At 70.5% G+C, this 17,795-nt stretch carries 16 protein-coding genes; 12 read left to right on the top strand and 4 right to left on the bottom strand.

Annotated elements, in window-relative coordinates:
* Nucleotide 1: 1 nt before the first annotated feature.
* Both IF46_RS0120505 and IF46_RS0120510 read right to left on the bottom strand, forming a co-directional pair.
* A complete protein-coding gene (locus IF46_RS0120505; protein WP_198041487.1) occupies nucleotides 2-1,189 on the bottom strand; it encodes an NADH-quinone oxidoreductase subunit D in 1,188 nt (395 codons plus the stop codon).
* Nucleotides 1,186-2,391 (bottom strand): SAM-dependent methyltransferase, encoded by a 1,206-nt coding sequence (locus IF46_RS0120510; RefSeq protein WP_030489964.1) that lies wholly within the window; start codon nucleotides 2,389-2,391, stop codon nucleotides 1,186-1,188. The genes IF46_RS0120505 and IF46_RS0120510 overlap by 4 nt, the downstream gene beginning before the upstream one ends.
* 266 nt (nucleotides 2,392-2,657) lie before the next feature.
* Here IF46_RS0120510 and IF46_RS0120515 point away from each other — a divergent pair, with 266 nt between their 5' ends.
* From IF46_RS0120515 to IF46_RS0120545, 7 genes are all read left to right on the top strand, one after another.
* On the top strand, nucleotides 2,658-3,632 hold the full coding sequence (locus IF46_RS0120515; protein WP_030489965.1) for a Rossmann-like and DUF2520 domain-containing protein: 975 nt from the start codon (nucleotides 2,658-2,660) through the stop codon (nucleotides 3,630-3,632).
* Entirely contained in the window at nucleotides 3,629-4,477 is an 849-nt protein-coding gene (gene panC, locus IF46_RS0120520) for a pantoate--beta-alanine ligase (RefSeq protein ID WP_030489966.1), read from the top strand. Before IF46_RS0120515 ends, panC begins: the two co-directional genes overlap by 4 nt.
* 44 nt (nucleotides 4,478-4,521) lie before the next feature.
* A complete protein-coding gene (gene panD, locus IF46_RS0120525; RefSeq protein WP_030489967.1) occupies nucleotides 4,522-4,950 on the top strand; it encodes an aspartate 1-decarboxylase in 429 nt (142 codons plus the stop codon).
* Between the two features lie 96 nt (nucleotides 4,951-5,046).
* Complete coding sequence (locus IF46_RS0120530) at nucleotides 5,047-5,943, top strand: septum formation family protein (RefSeq protein WP_030489968.1); 897 nt, start codon at nucleotides 5,047-5,049, stop codon at nucleotides 5,941-5,943.
* A 108-nt stretch (nucleotides 5,944-6,051) separates the two neighbouring features.
* Nucleotides 6,052-7,746: an L-aspartate oxidase gene (locus IF46_RS0120535; RefSeq protein WP_030489969.1), complete on the top strand. Its 1,695-nt coding sequence runs from the start codon at nucleotides 6,052-6,054 to the stop codon at nucleotides 7,744-7,746.
* 56 nt (nucleotides 7,747-7,802) lie between these two features.
* Complete coding sequence (gene nadC / locus IF46_RS0120540) at nucleotides 7,803-8,699, top strand: carboxylating nicotinate-nucleotide diphosphorylase (RefSeq protein ID WP_030489970.1); 897 nt, start codon at nucleotides 7,803-7,805, stop codon at nucleotides 8,697-8,699.
* A 17-nt stretch (nucleotides 8,700-8,716) separates the two neighbouring features.
* Nucleotides 8,717-9,475, top strand: coding sequence for a type III pantothenate kinase (locus IF46_RS0120545; protein ID WP_030489971.1), 759 nt, complete (start codon nucleotides 8,717-8,719; stop codon nucleotides 9,473-9,475).
* Between the two features lie 95 nt (nucleotides 9,476-9,570).
* Here IF46_RS0120545 and IF46_RS0120550 read toward each other — a convergent pair whose 3' ends face one another.
* The gene (locus IF46_RS0120550) at nucleotides 9,571-10,308 is read right to left on the bottom strand and encodes a class I SAM-dependent methyltransferase (protein WP_030489972.1); all 738 of its coding nucleotides are present in this window, start codon (nucleotides 10,306-10,308) and stop codon (nucleotides 9,571-9,573) included.
* Between the two features lie 87 nt (nucleotides 10,309-10,395).
* Here IF46_RS0120550 and lysS point away from each other — a divergent pair, with 87 nt between their 5' ends.
* From lysS to IF46_RS0120565, 3 genes are all read left to right on the top strand, one after another.
* On the top strand, nucleotides 10,396-11,904 hold the full coding sequence (lysS, locus tag IF46_RS0120555; protein WP_030489973.1) for a lysine--tRNA ligase: 1,509 nt from the start codon (nucleotides 10,396-10,398) through the stop codon (nucleotides 11,902-11,904).
* 112 nt (nucleotides 11,905-12,016) lie between these two features.
* Nucleotides 12,017-12,361 (top strand): histone-like nucleoid-structuring protein Lsr2, encoded by a 345-nt coding sequence (locus IF46_RS0120560; RefSeq protein ID WP_036392792.1) that lies wholly within the window; start codon nucleotides 12,017-12,019, stop codon nucleotides 12,359-12,361.
* A 564-nt stretch (nucleotides 12,362-12,925) separates the two neighbouring features.
* A complete protein-coding gene (locus IF46_RS0120565) occupies nucleotides 12,926-15,472 on the top strand; it encodes an ATP-dependent Clp protease ATP-binding subunit (RefSeq protein WP_030489975.1) in 2,547 nt (848 codons plus the stop codon).
* A gap of 195 nt (nucleotides 15,473-15,667) precedes the next feature.
* On the opposite strand, the gene IF46_RS0120570 is transcribed toward IF46_RS0120565, so the two are convergent.
* Nucleotides 15,668-16,579 (bottom strand): A/G-specific adenine glycosylase, encoded by a 912-nt coding sequence (locus IF46_RS0120570; RefSeq protein WP_030489976.1) that lies wholly within the window; start codon nucleotides 16,577-16,579, stop codon nucleotides 15,668-15,670.
* A gap of 96 nt (nucleotides 16,580-16,675) precedes the next feature.
* Between IF46_RS0120570 and IF46_RS0120575 the strand changes: the two genes are divergently transcribed.
* Together IF46_RS0120575 and IF46_RS0120580 are read left to right on the top strand one after the other, a co-directional pair.
* Nucleotides 16,676-17,188, top strand: a complete 513-nt coding sequence (locus IF46_RS0120575; protein WP_030489977.1) for a glycine cleavage system protein R — start codon at nucleotides 16,676-16,678, stop codon at nucleotides 17,186-17,188.
* Nucleotides 17,185-17,757: a peptide deformylase gene (locus IF46_RS0120580; protein ID WP_030489978.1), complete on the top strand. Its 573-nt coding sequence runs from the start codon at nucleotides 17,185-17,187 to the stop codon at nucleotides 17,755-17,757. The genes IF46_RS0120575 and IF46_RS0120580 overlap by 4 nt, the downstream gene beginning before the upstream one ends.
* The last annotated feature ends 38 nt before the right edge of the window (nucleotides 17,758-17,795 follow it).

Below are 17,795 nucleotides of genomic sequence, written 5' to 3' on the forward strand. Positions count from 1 at the left end.
CTCACTTGTCGATGTCGCCGACCACGAAGAACATCGACCCGAGGATCGCGATCAGATCCGGGACCAGGCAGCCGGGGAGCAGGGTGGCCAGCGCCTGCACATTCGCGTACGAGGCGGTGCGCAGCTTCAACCGCCACGGCGTCTTCTCGCCCCTGGACACCAGGTAGTAGCCGTTGATGCCGAGCGGGTTCTCGGTCCAGGCGTAGGTGTGCCCCTCCGGCGCCTTGAGCACCTTCGGCAGCCGGGTGTTGATCGGCCCGGTCAGCCGGTCCACCCGGTCGAGGCACTGCTCGGCGAGGTCCAGCGACGCGTACACCTGGTCGAGCAGCACCTCGAAACGCGCGTGGCAGTCCCCGGCGCTCCGGGTGACCACCGGCACGTCCAACTCGTCGTAGGCCAGGTAGGGGTCGTCGCGGCGCAGGTCCAGGTCGAGCCCGGACGCGCGGGCCACCGGCCCGGACGCGCCGAACGCGGCGGCGTCCGCGGCGGACAGCACGCCCACGCCGACGGTGCGGGCCAGGAAGATCTCGTTGCGCCGGATCAGGTGGTCCAGGTCGGGCAACCGACGGCGTACCTCGCCGATCGCCGCGCGGGCCCGCCCGGTCCACCCGTACGGCACCTCTTCCTTGAGGCCACCCACCCGGTTGAACATGTAGTGGATCCGGCCGCCGGAGACCTCCTCCATCACCGCCTGGATGGTCTCCCGCTCCCGGAAGGCGTAGAAGATCGGCGTGATCGCCCCGATCTCCAACGGGTACGAGCCGAGGAACATCAGGTGGTTGAGCACCCGGTTCAGCTCCGCGAGGGCCATCCGCAGCCAGGTGGCCCGCTCCGGCACCTCCATGCCCATCAGGCGTTCCACCGCGAGCACCACACCCAGCTCGTTGGAGAAGGCCGAGAGCCAGTCGTGCCGGTTGGCCAGCACGATGATCTGCCGGTAGTCACGCACCTCGAAGAGCTTCTCCGCACCCCGGTGCATGTAACCGACGATCGGTTCGCACGCGACCACCCGCTCGCCGTCGAGCACCAGCTTCAACCGCAGCACACCATGGGTGGAGGGGTGCTGCGGGCCGATGTTCAGCACCATGTCGGTGCCGAGCTGTTGATCGCCGGTGCCGGCGATCAGCCCGGCCCCGGTGCCGACGGTCAGTTCACGGAGGGCCCCGGCGTCGGTGGTCATGCCCGTCATCGTGCCACGGCCGGCCCGAACGGGATGCCGACCGGCTGGCGCAGCCACAGGTGCCCGCCGAGCCCGGCCGGGTCGGTCAGTTCGGCCACCGCCGACGCGGCGGCCAGCGCCCGCACGTAGCCGGCCGGGTCGGTGCCGGCCAGGCTGAGCGGCGGTCGCCCGCCGTCGGCCCCGAGCGCCCGCAGCGCTTCCCGCTGCAAGACCAGGGAGTACGCGCACCGGGCGACCGCCGCACCAGCGGAGGCGACCGAGTCCATGGCCACATGCGCGGTGACGTCACTCGACCCGTCGGGCACCGGGGGCACCTGTCGCCCACCCCGGTAACCGGTCAACGTCCCGTCGACCGGTCGTGCCTCCCTCAGGTGTCCGTAGTCGATTGCCACCGCGAGCCCTCGATTGATCCTGCCGACCGCATCTGCCCAGGCATCGTCCCTGGTCCGGCCGATCTCGGCGCGGTGGTCGTGGTGGTCGTGGTGGGGGGTTTCCGGGCAGCCCGGCCGGCTCCGGGCGGTCAGGCTTGATCCCTCCGCCGGCCGGGCTGCCCGGAAACCCGACTCGCTTTCGCTTGTCGTGTCCGCCCCGGTCACCACCGGATTCGGGGTACTGGGCGGGCTCGTGGGGCTGGGCCACCACTTCGTGAGCCAATCATGATCAGCGGGGCTGACCGGCTCACCAACCGTCTCTGCACCACTGCCGGGATCGACAAGCAGGTATCGCCAGCCGTCGTCGGTGTGCACCGCGACGTCTAGCGGCACGTTGTCCAGCCACTCGGTGGCGATCAACAATCCGTTGATCTCGGTGGGGATCTCGGCTGTCCAGTTGATCTCTTCGGGCAGGTTTTCGGGGCGGGCGGCGTACTCGACTGCTGTGAAGCGGACCCGCTCCGCAAGCGACGGGCGGGCGGTGACCAACGACGGCTCGTCGGGCGACCGACGGACGGAAACCCCCACCGCAACCCCGACGGACGCCAGCAGGGCGCGGAGCAGTTCTCCTCGACCAGCGCCCACGTCAACGACATCGAGCCGGTCCGGGTGGCCGAGGGCCGAGTCCACCTGTTCGACAAGGCGCAGCAGGGCGGTGGCGAAGGCTGGGGACGCGTGCACGCTGGTGCGGAAGTGGTCGGCCGGCCCGGTGCCGGCAACGAAGAAGCCGCCCGGCCCGTAGAGGGCTCGGCTCATCGCGTCTCGCCAGGCGATCGGCATCAGGTCACTCCAGGTCCAGGGTGCGTCATGCGGTGATCAGGTGATGAAAAGTAGGTCAGAAACGATCCGAGTGCCTATTTTTCATCACTTGATCAAGGTGGTCGCGGGAACGCGCTGGTGGGCGGCGTTTCGGTGGCAAGCGGGGACGGTGGCGGGGGGTGCTTCCGGCGGTGGTGAAGGTTTTCACACATGCTTGTCCGGGTTCGGTGGGCCGGGCGCATACTTGCGATCGACCGGTACCCCTTCTCGAGGACTGGATCGTCGTCATGAGCGCACCGTTGCGCCCGCGTCCGGCCGCCCCATCCGGGCCTGCCGCATCGTGGGATCGCGCCGTTCCCGGCGCCCGCGCCACCTCCCGTCTGCTCACCGTCGGTGTCGTTGGCGCCGGTCGGGTCGGCGCCGTGCTGGGCGCCGCGCTCGCCGCCGCCGGGCACCGGTTGGTCGCTGTCTCCGGCAGCTCCGGAGCCAGCCGAGCCCGCCTCGCCCTGCTGTTGCCCGAGGTGCCTCGTCGCCCGGTCACCGCCGTGGCCCACGCCGCCGCTGACCTGCTGCTGATCGCGGTGCCGGACGACACCCTGGCCGGCGTGGTGGCCGACCTCGCTGAGCGGGGCGCCCTGCATCCGGGTCAGATCGTCGCGCACACCTCGGGAGCGCACGGCCTCGCCGTGCTGGAGCCGGCCGTCGCGGCCGGCGCCCGGCCGCTCGCCCTACACCCCGCGATGACCTTCACCGGTACGCCGGACGACCTGGCCCGTCTGGACGGCATCTCGTACGGGGTGACCGCCCCGGCGGAGTTGCGCCCACTGGCTGCCCGGCTGGTCGCCGACCTCGGTGGCGTGCCCGAGTGGGTGGCCGAGTCGGACCGCCCGCTCTACCACGCTGCGTTGGCCCACGGCGCGAATCACCTGGTGACCCTGGTCAACGAGGCGACCGACCGGTTGCGGGACGCCGGAGTGTCCCGGCCGGAGAAGGTGCTCGCCCCGCTCCTGCGGGCAGCTCTGGAGAACGCGCTGCGGCTCGGCGACGACGCGTTGACCGGTCCGGTCTCCCGTGGTGACGCCGGTACCGTGCAGCGGCACCTGGCCCGGTTGGCGGCCACCGCGCCGGAATCCGTCCCCGCGTACCTGGCGTTGGCACGTCGTACCGCCGACCGGGCGATCGCCGCCGGCCGGCTGCAACCGGTGGACGCGCAGTCGCTGCTCGGCGTGCTGGCAGACAACGCTAGGGAGGTGGCCGCATGACGCAGGTGGTGCACACGCGCGCCGAGTTGGCCGAGGCCCGGGCTGGGCTGAAGGGCACGGTCGGCGTGGTGATGACCATGGGCGCGCTGCACTCCGGGCACGAGACGTTGCTGCGCGCGGCCCGGGAACAGGCCGATCACGTGCTGGTGACGATCTTCGTGAACCCGTTGCAGTTCGGGCCGAACGAGGACTTCGACCGTTACCCGCGCACCCTCGACGCCGACCTGGAGGTCTGCCGTCGGGCCGGTGCCGAGCTGGTCTTCGCCCCGTCGGTGGCGGACATGTACCCGGACGGGCAGCCCCGCGTACGCCTCGACCCGGGCCCGCTCGGCGGGGAGTTGGAGGGGGCGAGCCGCCCCGGTTTCTTCCACGGTGTGCTCACCGTGGTGTTGAAGCTGCTCCAGCTCACCCAGCCGGACCTGGCGTTCTTCGGCGAGAAGGACTACCAGCAGCTCACCCTGGTCCGGCGGATGGCCCGCGACCTGGACGTGCCGGTCGAGGTGGTCGGTGTGCCGACCGTCCGAGAGTCGGACGGGTTGGCGCTCTCCAGCCGCAACCGCTATCTGAGCGAGCCGGAGCGGGCCGCCGCGCTGAGCCTGTCCGCCGCGCTGCGGGCCGGTGCGCGCGCCGCCGACGACGGCCTGGACGCGGGGGCGGTGCTGACCGCCGCGCACACCGCGTTCGGTGCCGGTACGTCCGGTGCCCGCCTCGACTACCTGGTGCTCACCGATCCCGAGTTGGAGCCGGGGCCGGTATCCGGGCCGGCCCGGCTGGTGATCGCCGCGTGGGTGGGCGCCACCCGGTTGATCGACAACGCGGCGATCCACCTCGCCCCGCGCCGCTGACCCGGCCGCACCACCCTCCACCAATCCCGCGAAAGGCCACCCCGATGCTGCGGACCATGCTCAAGTCGAAGATCCACCGAGCCACGGTGACCCAGGCCGACCTGCACTACGTCGGTTCGGTGACGGTGGACGAGGACCTGATCGACGCCGCCGACCTGCTCCCCGGCGAGCAGGTGGCGATCGTGGACATCACCAACGGTGCCCGGCTGGAGACGTACGTGATCCCAGGTGAGCGGGGTAGCGGCGTGATCGGCATCAACGGTGCCGCCGCGCACCTGGTCCACCCCGGTGACCTGGTCATCCTGATCTCATACGGGCAGATGGACGATGCCGAGGCCCGGTCCTACCGGCCGCGGGTCGTGCACGTAGACGCCGACAACCGGGTGATCGAGTTGGGCGTCGATCCGGCTGCGGCTGCTCCCGGCACGGCCGGAAACCCGGTGCCCAGCCCGCTGGCTGTGTCCGGAGTCTGATCCCGCGTACCGCGCTTCCGGTCTGTTACCGGAAGGTCATTTCCGGTTACCCTGGGCGCGCTGGCGGAAGCCGGCCGGTGGCTGGGGGAGGCCGCTATGCGCAGTGCGATGACGACACTGTTCGCCGCTGTTGCCACGGCAGCGCTGCTGGCCGGCTGTGCCGGGTCCGGTGACCTGGACGGTGACCTGACCGACGACTGGGCGGCGCTGCCGGCACCGTCGGCGTTCACCCCGGCCGCCGGTGTGTGTCACGCCGCCGACTTCACCGATCTGGTCAGCCTGGCCAGCTACGAGCCGGTGGACTGCGCCGGCCCGCATCGGCTGGAGACCGTGCACGTGGGGGCGTTCCCGGTCGAGCGGGCGACCGCCCCGGCGGGTGGATCGGCGGAGCTGCGCGGCGCGTTCGCCGAGTGCGACACCCGGGCGACCGGCTACGTGGGCGACGACTGGCGGGCGGGCCGGCTGCGGCTGTCCGTGGCGCTGCCCAACGGGCTGGGCTGGGCGGCGGGCTCCCGGTGGTTCCGGTGCGACCTTACCGAGCTGACCACGACCGAGGCGGCAGCTACCGTCGTGGTCCGGTCCGGCAGCCTGCGGGACGCGCTGAAGGGGCCCGCTGGGCTGCGGCTCGGGTGCCAGCAGACCCGTGGCGGCGCCGGCCGGGGTGTGCAGACGCTGATCCCGGTGGAGTGCGGCAAGCAGCACGACGCCGAGTTCGTCGGGGTGTGGCGCGCGCCGGAGATGGCGTACCCGACCAAGGACGCCGACTGGGTGCCGCTCTACACGGGTTGTCGCAGCGCCCTCGCCCGGTACACGGGCGTGCCGGACGACACCAACCTGCGCTTCCGTAGCGGTGTGGTGGTCCGCCCGCCGGGGGCGGGGCGTTGGAAGGTCGGTGATCGGGGCGTCCGCTGCTATCTGTGGCTCAGCGACCGTACGGTGAGCGCCTCGCTGAAGGGCGCAGGCCCGGCTGGCTTACCGGTCCGGACGAAGTGACCACGGCCTGACGGTCGGCTCGGCGCGGTCGGCGGCGGACGGGGTCGCCCAAAACACTCGTCCCGCCCCCGCCGCCCCGGGCGAGGATGGTTCGGGTTGACTGAGGGGATGGACCTTCCGACCGTCGACCTGCCTCCCCTGCCCGGGTTGCTGGCCGCGCCCGCACCCGGCTGGGTGGAGACCACCGACGTGATCGTGGTGGGTTCCGGCGTGGCCGGGTTGACCGCGGCGCTGCACCTGCGTGAGGCGGGCCTGCACGTCACGGTGGTTACCAAGGTCAACATTGACGACGGCTCGACCCGGTGGGCGCAGGGTGGCATCGCCGCCGTGCTCGACCCGGCCGACACCCCGGCGGCGCATGCCCGGGACACCGAGGTCGCTGGGGTCGGGCTGTGCGACCCGGAGGCGGTCCGGGTGCTGGTCGAGGAGGGCCCGGCCCGCCTTCGTGAGCTGATCCGGATCGGCGCCGAGTTCGACCGAAACCTGGACGGCTCACTGATGCTGACCCGTGAGGGCGGGCACCGGGCGGACCGGATCGTGCACGCTGGCGGGGACGCTACCGGCGCGGAGGTGCAGCGGGCCCTACACGCCGCGGTGCAGCGCGACCCGTGGATCCGGCTGGTCGAGCACGCCCTCGTGCTGGACCTGCTGCGCGCGCCGGGTGACGGCCCAGATGGGCTCGGCCCGGCCTGCGGGATCACCCTGCATGTGCTGGGTGAGGGCAGCGAGGACGGCGTCGGCGCGCTGCTGGCCCGTGCGGTGGTGCTCGCCACCGGCGGGATGGGGCAGATCTTCTCGGCCACCACCAACCCGGCGGTCTCCACCGGGGACGGGGTGGCGCTGGCGTTGCGGGCCGGCGCGGCCGTCACCGACCTGGAGTTCGTCCAGTTCCACCCGACCGCCCTGATCACCCCGTCCGGCACGGGGGTGCCCGGTGCCGGGCACGCGCAGCAGCCGCTGGTCTCCGAGGCGCTGCGCGGCGAGGGCGCCTACCTGGTGGACGCGGACGGCAAGCGGTTCATGGTGGGCCAGCACGAGCTGGCCGAGCTGGCACCCCGGGACGTGGTGGCCAAGGGCATCCACCGGGTGCTGCTGGCCACCGGCGCGGACCACGTCTTCCTCGACGCACGACACCTGGGCGGCGACTTCCTGGCCGGTCGGTTCCCCACCATCGTGGCTTCCTGCCTGGCGATCGGCGTAGACCCGGCGACCGACCTGATCCCGGTGGCGCCGGCCGCCCACTACGCCTCCGGCGGGGTCCGGACGGATCTGCGCGGCCGCACCTCGATCCCCGGCCTGTACGCCTGCGGCGAGGTGGCCTGCACGGGCGTGCACGGCGCGAACCGACTGGCCAGCAACTCGCTGTTGGAGGGTCTGGTCTTCTCCCGGCGGATCGCCGAGGACATCGCGGCCGGCCTGCCCGAGCAGGCTCAGCCGGCGGACACCGGTGCCTGGCGTGGCGGTGCGGGCTGGGTTCTGCCCGCAGCGTCGACGCCGGCCCTGCAACGGGCGATGACCCGGGGGGCCGGGGTGCTCCGATCCGCGGCGACGCTGGCCGAGACGGCCGGGACGCTTACCGAGTTGGGCGTTGCCCGGGGCCGACCGCGGACCGCCGACTGGGAGGCGACGAACCTGCTCACCGTGGCGTCGGCGCTGGTCGCTGCCGCGTACGCCCGTGGTGAGACCCGGGGCTGCCACTGGCGGGAGGACTTCCCGACGTCCGACGAGCAGTGGCTGGGCCATCTGGTCGGCGCGGTCGGGGCGCAGGGCCGGGTGACGCAACAGTGGGAGGGGATCCAGTGAGCGCGAGGAGTGAGCCGATCTTGCGAGCCCCGCAGTCGGGAACGAAGGAGGCGACGATGACGGAGCCGACGCGGGCGGCGTTGCGGGCGGCTGGGCTGGACCCGGCGCAGGTGCGGCAGGTGATCGAGGGCGCGCTGATCGAGGATCTGGGCCCGGATTTCCTGGACGTAACCAGCGTGGCAACCATCCCGGCGGAGCAGACGGACACCGCCGACCTGGTGGCCCGCGCGGACGGGGTGTTGGCCGGGATGGCGGTGGCCGCCGCCGTGTTCGAGCTGGTGGGCGAGGTGACGGGCTTCGGTCGTACCGTCGAGGTGTCGGTGCTGGCCCGCGACGGCGAGCGGGTGGCCCGCGGCGACGTGCTGGCGACGGTGACCGGGCCGACCCGGCTGCTGCTGACGGCCGAGCGGACGGCGCTCAACCTGCTCTGCCGGATGTCCGGGGTGGCCACCCACACCCGCGCGTGGGCGGACGCGCTGGCCGGCACGAAGGCGATGGTGCTGGACACCCGCAAGACGACGCCGGGTCTTCGGGCGCTGGAGAAGTACGCGGTGCGGGCCGGTGGTGGCACCAACAAGCGGATGGGCCTCTACGACGTGGCCATGATCAAGGACAACCACAAGCTGGCGGCCGGGAGTATCACGGCGGCCTACCGGCGGGTCCGGGAGGCGTTCGGCGAGGTGCCGGTGCAGGTCGAGGTGACAACTGTCGACGAGGCGGTGGAGGCGGTCGAGGCCGGGGCAGACTTTCTGCTCTGCGACAACATGACTCCGGAGGTGCTGGCCGAGGCGGTGGCCGCCGTGGGCGACCGAGCGGAGCTGGAGGCGACCGGCGGGCTGACCCTGGAGGTGGCCGGCCGGTACGCGGCCACCGGCGTCGACTTCCTCTCGGTGGGTGCGCTGACGCACTCGTCGCCGATCCTGGACATCGCGCTGGACCTGCGCACCGAGTAGTTGTCTAGGCTGCGTGCGTGCTGCTCTGCATCGACATCGGAAACACCAACACCGTGCTGGCGACCTTCGACGGCGACAAGCTGGTGCACTCCTGGCGGATCAAGACCGATGCCCGCTCGACAGCCGACGAGCTGGGCCTGATGTTCCGGGGTCTGCTCGCCGGGGACAACGTCGAGATCACCGGTGTGGCCGCCTGCTCCACGGTGCCGGCCGCGCTGCGGTCGCTGCGCACCATGCTCAGCCGCTACTACGCCGACCTGCCGAGCGTCGTCGTCGAGCCCGGGGTGCGGACCGGGGTGCAGTTGGCGATCGACAATCCGAAGGAGGTGGGCGCCGACCGGGTGGTGAACACCCTGGCTGCGTACACCCTCTACGGCGGGCCGTCGATCGTCGTGGACTTCGGCACCACCACCAACTTCGACGTGATCAGTGAGCGCGGCGAGTTCCTCGGCGGCGCGTTCGCACCGGGCATCGAGATCTCCTTTGACGCGCTGGCCGCCCGCGCGGCCCAGCTGCGCAAGGTCGAGGCCACCAAGCCCCGCTCGGTGATCGGCAAGAACACCGTGGAGTGCCTCCAGGCCGGCCTGTACTTCGGCTTCGCTGGCCAGGTGGACCGGATCGTCGAGCGGATGACCGAGGAGTTGGGCGAGGTGCGCGCGGTGATCGCCACCGGCGGCCTCGCCTCCCTGGTGATCAACGAGTGTCGCAGCATCACCCACCACGAGCCGATGATCACGCTGATCGGCCTGCGGATGGTCTACGAGCGCAACCTCTGACGCTTGCGGGGAGGGTTTCCGGGCAGCCCGACCGGCTCCGGGCGGTCAGGCTTGATCCCTGCGCCGGCCGGGCTGCCCGGGAACCCCCGTTGGCGTCAGCGCCGTCGGGCGCGCAGCACAAGCGTCCGGTACGGCAGCTCGACGGTCTCCCGACCAGCCAGGGCGGGGTGGGTGTCCAGGAGTTCGGCGAGTTCGCGTTCGACCCGCCGCTGATCCTCGCTGGAGGCGGTGAGCCAGTACGACCGGGTGCGGATCATGCCGAACAACTCGTCCGGCGTGAGCGTGCGGCGGTGCGTGAACTCGCGCGACTCGATGGCGTCGAACGCGGGGCCGAAGTCGGCGTACTTCTCGGCATAGTCGCCGGCTTTGTCACGTATGTCAGATATCCGGCTCAGCTCGGCTACCCAGTCGAGCCGGTCGTCCCGGATGTTCCAGATGGGGGCGAAGGTGCCACCGGGGCGCAGCACCCGGGCGATCTCGGTGTGCGCGGGCTCTCGGTCGAACCAGTGGTAGGCCGTCCCGACCAGCACCGCGTCCGCCGCCGCATCGGGTAACGGCAGGGCCTCGGCGCTGCCCGCCAGCGCCGTCGTGCCCGGCGTGGCGTTCGCGAGTTGCGCCCGCATCCCCGGATCAGGCTCGACGGGTACGACCTCGTGGCCCAGGGCCAGCACGGCGCGGGACAGGATGCCGGTGCCCGCGGCGAGATCGACGACCTGTGCGTTGCTCAGCCCGTCGAGTGCCCAGCGGACCGCAGCCTCGGGATAACGTGGCCGAAATCGGTCGTAATCACTCGCGGCGGCACCGAACGACAGGGCGTGAGTGTGATCGACCATGTCGGGCAGGTTATCCCGTAACAGCCTCCGGACCGCTTGAGTACGCTCGGGCCTGACCCCTGTATCTCCGTGACGAGGAAGCGTGCCGTGAGCGAGCAGAACCCCGTACCAGTGGACCCCGCCGACGACCTTCCCGAGCAGATGAAGGTCCGCCGGGAGAAGCGGGACCGGATGCTCGCCGAAGGCGTCGAGCCCTACCCGGTCGGCTTCCCCCGTACGGCCACCCTGGCGCAGGTCCGGGCCCGTTACGCCGACCTGCCGACCGACACCGCGACCGGTGACCAGGTCGCGGTCACCGGCCGGGTGATCTTCGTACGCAACACCGGCAAGCTCTGCTTCGCGACTCTCCGGGACGGCGACGGCACCGAGTTGCAGGCGATGCTCTCCCTGGACCGGGTCGGGCCGGAGCGGCTGGAGGCGTGGAAGCGCCTGGTCGACCTCGGCGACCACGTCGGCGTCACCGGAGAGGTGATCACCAGCCGGCGGGGTGAGCTGTCGGTGTTGGCCCAGCAGTGGGAGATGACCGCCAAGGCGTTGCGACCGCTTCCGGTGGCCCACAAGCCCCTCTCCGAGGAGGCCCGCGTTCGGCAGCGTTACGTCGACCTGATCGTCCGGCCGCAGGCACGGGAGATGGTGCGCACCCGAGCTGCCGCCGTACGCAGTCTGCGCGATTCGCTGCACGGGCAGGGCTTCATCGAGGTGGAAACGCCGATGTTGCAACTGCTGCATGGGGGTGCGACGGCCCGACCGTTCGTGACCCACAGCAATGCGTTGAACACTGATCTGTATCTGCGAATCGCTCCGGAACTGTTTCTCAAGCGTGCCGTGGTCGGCGGCGTCGACCGCGTCTTCGAGATCAACCGCAACTTCCGTAATGAGGGTATCGACTCTTCGCACTCGCCCGAGTTCGCGATGCTGGAGACGTACCAGGCGTACGGCGACTACGACACGATGGCCGAGTTGACCCGCAATCTCGTGCAACAGGCGGCGATCGCGGTCAGCGGCTCGACGGTGGTGACCCACGCCGACGGTCGGGAGTTCGACCTGGGCGGCGAGTGGCGGTCCGTGACGTTGTTCGGTGTGCTTTCCGAAGCACTGGGTGAGGAGGTCACGGTCCGCACCGAACACTCCCGCCTGGTGGAGTACGCGGACAAGGTGGGATTGGCCGTGGACCCGAAGTGGGGCCCGGGCAAGCTGGCCGAGGAACTGTTCGAGGAACTCGTCGTTCCGGGCCTGCAGGCACCCACCTTCGTACGGGACTACCCGGAGGAGACGAGCCCGCTCACCCGGGCGCACCGCAGCGAGCCGGGGCTGGCCGAGAAGTGGGACCTCTACGTGCTCGGCTTCGAGCTGGGCACCGCGTACTCCGAGTTGGTCGACCCGATCGTGCAGCGGGAACGGCTGATCGCCCAGGCGCAGCTCGCCGCCCGTGGCGACGACGAGGCGATGCGTCTCGACGAGGACTTTCTTCGGGCGATGGAGTATGGAATGCCGCCGGCCGGCGGTATGGGAATGGGAATCGACCGGCTGTTGATGGCCCTGACCGGGCTCGGAATTCGGGAAACCATCCTCTTCCCGTTGGTCCGCCAGGAGTAGTCCCGCCCACACTCACGCCGAGCCGTAACGGGATCCTATTGACGCGGCAAGTGGCGCGCGGGTTATTGTGCTCTCGTTAGCAGGATTCCCCTGCTCGAAAGGAATGTGGGACGTGGCCAAGCAGATCATTCACAAGCTGGTCGATGACCTGGACGGTGGGGACGCGGACGAGACCGTCAAGTTCGCCCTCGACGGCGTTCAGTACGAGATCGACCTGTCGAGTGCCAACGCCGCGAAATTGCGCGATGCATTTGCCTCGTACGTGGGTGCCGGCACCAAGGTCGGCCGGGGCGGCGTGGTGATCGGTGGACGGGCTGCCCGCGGTCGGGGTGGCGCGACCGCCGATCGGGAACAGAACAAGGCGATCCGGGAGTGGGCCAAGAAGGCCGGCAAGGACATCTCGGACCGGGGTCGTATCCCCCAGGAGATCGTGGACGAGTTCCACGCAAAGCGCTGATCTGTCAGCAGGTTGGTGGCCAGCCGCCACCGCAGGCGACACCGACGCCGGGCCGGAGGAGTTCTCCGGGCCGGCGTCGCCGTATCCGCCGTGGGCCGGCGTCGCCGCTGCGGACCGGCGTCGTTATGTCCGTTTCGGGCCGGCGTTGTTGTGGCCGTTCCCGACCGGGAAGCAATCCGGGGCGGCCGACGTTGTCCACAACCAGTGGAGCAGCTATCCACAGCCTGTGGAAAACCGTCCCCAGGGTCGAGTGCGGCGTCCTTCGCGACCGCTGTTCTGCCCTCCGGGAGCCCTCTGGAACGCATCCGGAGCCCGGATCGGGCCTCCGTCGAGCCAGTCGGATTTCGCTCTGCGCGTAGCGACAGGGCTACCGGAACACCTCCTGAGCGCGGACGGTTGTTCAAAACGACGTGGAACCGACCCAGAGCAGAGACACACGACCTCAGCTGAGTCGGTCAGCGACGATAGAGTAAGGAGGCACGGACGCCCGTCCCGGACGTTCGTGCACCGGCCCCGCCAAGATCTTGACCATCAAGGCGCACGGCACGTGAGGAGCACGAGGGCATGTTCGAGCGGTTCACCGACCGAGCGCGACGGGTTGTCGTCCTGGCCCAAGAAGAGGCCCGGATGCTCAACCACAACTACATCGGTACGGAACACATCCTGCTGGGCCTGATCCACGAAGGTGAAGGCGTCGCGGCAAAGGCCCTGGAGAGCCTCGGCATCTCCCTTGAGGGCGTCCGTCAGCAGGTCGAGGAGATCATCGGCCAGGGCCAGCAGGCACCGAGCGGGCACATCCCGTTCACGCCGCGGGCCAAGAAGGTGCTGGAGCTGTCGCTGCGCGAGGCGCTGCAGCTCGGCCACAACTACATCGGCACGGAGCACATCCTGCTCGGGCTGATCCGTGAGGGCGAGGGCGTCGCTGCCCAGGTGCTGGTGAAGCTCGGCGCCGACCTCAACCGGGTCCGCCAGCAGGTGATCCAGCTGCTCTCCGGCTACCAGGGCAAGGAGCCTGCCGCGGCGGGCGCCGCCCCGGGTGAGGCCGCGCCGTCGACCAGCCTGGTGCTGGACCAGTTCGGCCGCAACCTGACTCAGGCCGCCCGCGAGGGCAAGCTCGACCCGGTCATCGGGCGCGAGAAGGAAATCGAGCGGGTCATGCAGGTGCTCTCCCGCCGTACCAAGAACAACCCGGTCCTGATCGGTGAGCCCGGCGTCGGTAAGACCGCTGTGGTGGAGGGCCTGTCCCAGAAGATCATCAAGGGCGAGGTGCCCGAGACCCTCAAGGACAAGCAGCTCTACACGCTCGACCTGGGCGCGCTCGTCGCCGGTTCCCGCTACCGCGGTGACTTCGAGGAGCGCCTCAAGAAGGTGCTCAAGGAGATCCGCACCCGCGGCGACATCATCCTGTTCATCGACGAGATCCACACCCTGGTGGGTGCGGGTGCCGCCGAGGGCGCGATCGACGCCGCGAGCATCCTCAAGCCGATGCTGGCCCGTGGCGAGCTGCAGACCATCGGTGCCACCACCCTTGATGAATACCGCAAGCACCTGGAGAAGGACGCCGCTCTCGAGCGCCGGTTCCAGCCGATCCAGGTGGGTGAGCCGTCGCTGGCCCACACCATCGAGATCCTCAAGGGTCTGCGTGACCGCTACGAGGCTCACCACCGCGTGAGCATCACGGATGCTGCCCTCGTGGCTGCCGCGACCCTGGCCGACCGGTACATCTCCGACCGCTTCCTCCCGGACAAGGCGATCGACCTGATCGACGAGGCCGGCGCCCGGATGCGGATCCGTCGGATGACCGCGCCGCCAGACCTGCGTGACTTCGACGAGCGCATCGCCCAGGTGCGTCGCGACAAGGAGTCCGCGATCGACGCGCAGGACTTCGAGCGCGCTGCCCAGCTGCGCGACAAGGAGAAGCAGCTCCTCGGCCAGAAGGCTCAGCGGGAGAAGGAGTGGAAGGCCGGTGACCTGGACGTCGTCAGCGAGGTTGACGACGAGCAGATCGCCGAGGTGCTCGGCAACTGGACCGGCATCCCGGTCTACAAGCTGACCGAGGAGGAGACCTCGCGCCTGCTGCGCATGGAGGACGAGCTGCACAAGCGCGTCATCGGCCAGGAGGACGCGGTCAAGGCGGTCTCGAAGGCGATCCGGCGTACCCGGGCCGGCCTGAAGGACCCGAAGCGCCCGTCGGGCTCGTTCATCTTCGCCGGTCCGTCCGGTGTCGGTAAGACCGAGCTGTCCAAGGCGCTCGCCGAGTTCCTCTTCGGCAGCGAGGACGCCCTCATCCAGCTGGACATGTCCGAGTTCCACGACCGCTACACGGTGTCGCGGCTCGTGGGTGCCCCTCCCGGCTACGTCGGCTACGACGAGGGCGGGCAGCTGACCGAGAAGGTGCGGCGTCGGCCGTTCTCGGTGGTCCTCTTCGACGAGATCGAGAAGGCCCACCCGGACGTGTTCAACACGCTCCTGCAGATCCTCGAAGACGGTCGGCTCACCGACGGTCAGGGTCGGATCGTGGACTTCAAGAACACGGTCATCATCCTGACCACCAACCTGGGCACCCGAGACGTCGCCAAGGCGGTGTCGCTGGGCTTCCAGCAGTCGGAGGACTCCGAGTCCAACTACGACCGGATGAAGCAGAAGGTCAACGACGAGCTCAAGCAGCACTTCCGGCCTGAGTTCCTCAACCGGATCGACGACACCATCGTCTTCCACCAGCTGCGCCAGACCGAGATCCTCTCGATCGTGGACATCATGATCCAGCGGATCGAGGGCCAGCTGCGCAACAAGGACATGGGTCTGGAGCTGACCGACAACGCCAAGAAGTACCTGGCCGCGAAGGGCTTCGACCCGGTGCTCGGTGCCCGTCCGCTTCGTCGCACGATCCAGCGCGACATCGAGGACAACCTCTCCGAGCGGATCCTGTTCAACGAGCTGACCCCGGGTCAGATCGTCGTGGTGGACTGCGAGGGCGACCCGAACGACATCGACAACTCCAAGCTCGTCTTCCGAGGCGCGGAGAAGCCGGTTGAAGTTCCGGACGCCGTCCCGGCCGACCTCGGTGGCACTGCCGCTGGCACCGCCGCCACCGCAGGCGCGGACGAGTAACCCAACCAGCAAGGGCGGGGCCCCGGTGGCGCAAGCCATCGGGGCCCCGCCTTTTCTGCGTCCTCCCCAACAGGCCACACCGGCCCCGCCCGCGCCGCGCCGCGCCGCCCCGCCACGCCCGCGCCTCGCACGCCGACCCCCGACCACCGTGCGGCCCGTGCGGGGCGTGGGGTCGGGAGGAGCGGGTGGGGCGGGTTAGCTGGTGAGGTCGGCGGTTGGGAGGGACGGGCCGTCGCCGACCAGGCGGAAGGAGTCGGTGCCGGCCGGTTCGACAAGCCCGTCCTGTACCAGGCCGGCGAGGGCACGCGCGCGTTGGACGTCGTCGGTCCAGACCTGGTCCAGCCGCTGGTGCGGGACCGGCCCGGTGCTCTCCCGGAGCACTCCGAGCAGCAGGCCGCGTACCTGCCGGTCGGTGCCCGCGTACCGCTGAGGTCGGCGGGTTGGGCCCGCCGGTGCCTCCTGGCCGGACGCCCGCCACGCGCAGACCGATTCGACCGGGCAGGCGGGGCAGCGTGGTGACCGGGCCGTGCAGATCACCGCACCCAGTTCCATGAACGCGGCACTGGCCAGCGCCGCTGCGGCCGGTTCTGTCGGGAGTAGCTCTTCGGTGGCGACCAGGTCGGCGGGTCGGGTGGCTGGGCCGGCGTCGGGTTCGCCCGCCACCGCCCGGCACACGACACGTCGTACGTTGGTGTCGACGACCGGGTGCCGCTGCCCGTACGCGAATGCGGCCACCGCCCGCGCCGTGTAGGTGCCGACGCCGGGTAGTGCCAGCAGTTGCTCCAGCCGGTCCGGCACCTGGCCACCGTGCCGGTCGACGATCGCGACCGCGCATTCGCGCAGCCGGACCGCCCGACGGGGGTAGCCGAGGCGTCCCCACATCCGGATCGCCTCGGCTGGGGTGTCCGCAGCCAGCGCGGCCGGCTCCGGCCAGCGGGCCAGCCATGCTTGCCAGGCCGGCACGACCCGGACCACGGGCGTCTGCTGGAGCATGACCTCGCTGACCAGGATGGCCCACGGGGTGGTTCCGGGCTCGCGCCACGGCAGGTCACGGGCGTGCTGCTGGAACCATCGGCTGACCAGGGTGGCGAAATCGGGTTGAGTCATGGCGTCGTCGATGATGTCACGCGTGGCGGTCCCGTTGGTTGGGCGGCTCGGGCGGGGTGCCACGTCGACGTTCGCCGGGCGGGGGAGAATGCCCGGATGAACGAGCTCGCGATCACCGTCATCGGTCGGGACCGGCCGGGCATCGTGGCCGATGTCGCGGAGGTGTTGGCCCGACTGGGCGCGAACCTCACCGACAGCACGATGACGCGCCTGCGGGGGCATTTCGCGATGACCCTCATCTGCACGGGGCCGGCGGCCGCCGAGGTTGAGGCCGCACTGGCGTCGCTGGCCGCCGAGGGTCAGCTGGTGGCGACGGTACGCGCGGTCACCCCGGACGGCGAGGTGCCGCCGGTGGGTGAGCCGTACGTGATGGCGGTGCACGGTTCGGACCGGATGGGGATCGTCGCGGCGATGACGCGGGTGCTGGTGGACGCCGGGGGGAATGTCACCGACCTGAGTACCCGGTTGACCGGTGCGCTCTATGTGGTGTTGGCGGAGGTCGAGTTGCCGGCCGGTGTGGCGGCCACCCTGATCGACCGGTTGCACCAAACGGCTGCCGAGTTGGGCGTGGAGGTCACTCTCCGTCCGGCGGACCCGGATCTGTTGTGACCGGCGGGGCGAGCGGGCCGGGCGTCGGGTTGGGCGACTGGACGCCGGATTCGTTGGCTGTGCCCGGGGTGGTGCGGGCGGTGGTGTCCGCCCCGGATCCGGTGCTGAGCCGGGCCGCTGACGAGGTCGATCCCACTGCGGCGGAGACGGTCCAGTTGGCTGCCGATCTGGTGGCCACGATGAAGGTCTCGCCGGGCTGTGTCGGGTTGGCCGCGCCGCAGGTCGGGGTGGGCGCTCGGGTCTTCGCGGTCGATGTGACCGGGCACCCGAAGGCGGTGACGGTGCACGGCACCTTCGTGCTGTGCAACGCGCGTGTGGTCGAGGCGACGCGGTGGAAGCCGGGCCGGGAGGGCTGCATGTCGGTGCCGGAGCTCACCGGGGACGTGAAGCGGGCCAGCCGGCTGGTGGTGGAGGGTGATCTGCCGGGCAGCGGTGAGCCGGTGCGGCTGGTGACCGACGGCTTCGAGGCTCGGGCGTTGCAGCATGAGATCGACCACTGTGCGGGGCTACTCTTCCTGGACCGGGTGGCCGGTGCGCACGCCGTCTATCAGCGCAAGGTCTACCTGTGATCGGGTGCCGGGCGGTTGAGCGATCTGTCCTCACTGGA

Origin of the sequence: Micromonospora chokoriensis (assembly GCF_000718555.1) — a bacterium.
In the GTDB taxonomy this organism is placed as follows: Bacteria; Actinomycetota; Actinomycetes; order Mycobacteriales; family Micromonosporaceae; genus Micromonospora; species Micromonospora chokoriensis_B.